This window comes from Pseudomonas sp. BJa3 (assembly GCF_026343815.1).
GTDB classification, from domain to species: domain Bacteria; phylum Pseudomonadota; class Gammaproteobacteria; order Pseudomonadales; family Pseudomonadaceae; genus Aquipseudomonas; species Aquipseudomonas soli.
The window spans coordinates 1-271 of record NZ_JAOXMC010000198.1 but is presented as its reverse complement, the minus strand read 5'-3'; the positions used below and the strand labels follow the sequence as shown (position 1 = coordinate 271).

General features: G+C 67.5%; 1 pseudogene. It reads right to left on the bottom strand.

Annotated elements, in window-relative coordinates:
* Window positions 1-20: 20 nt before the first annotated feature.
* Window positions 21-271: pseudogene (locus OH705_RS27425) on the bottom strand (HlyD family secretion protein); the annotation flags it as partial.

Genomic DNA, 271 nt, shown 5'->3' with positions numbered 1-271 from the left:
GGCGCCGTCGGACCCGTCGCTTACTGCGCCTCCCGGGTAACGAAGCTCACCACCACCGACATCCCTGGCCGCAGGTGCCTGGCCTCGGGCTGGTCGCCAACGACGGTGATCCGCACCGGGATGCGCTGGGCGATCTTGACGAAGTTGCCGGTGGCGTTGTCGGCCTGCAACAAGGCGAACTGGGAGCCAGTGGCCGGCGAGATCTGCTGCACGTGTCCACGCAGGTTCAGATGATCGAGCGCTTCGACGGTGAAGGTCGCCGGCTGGCCGA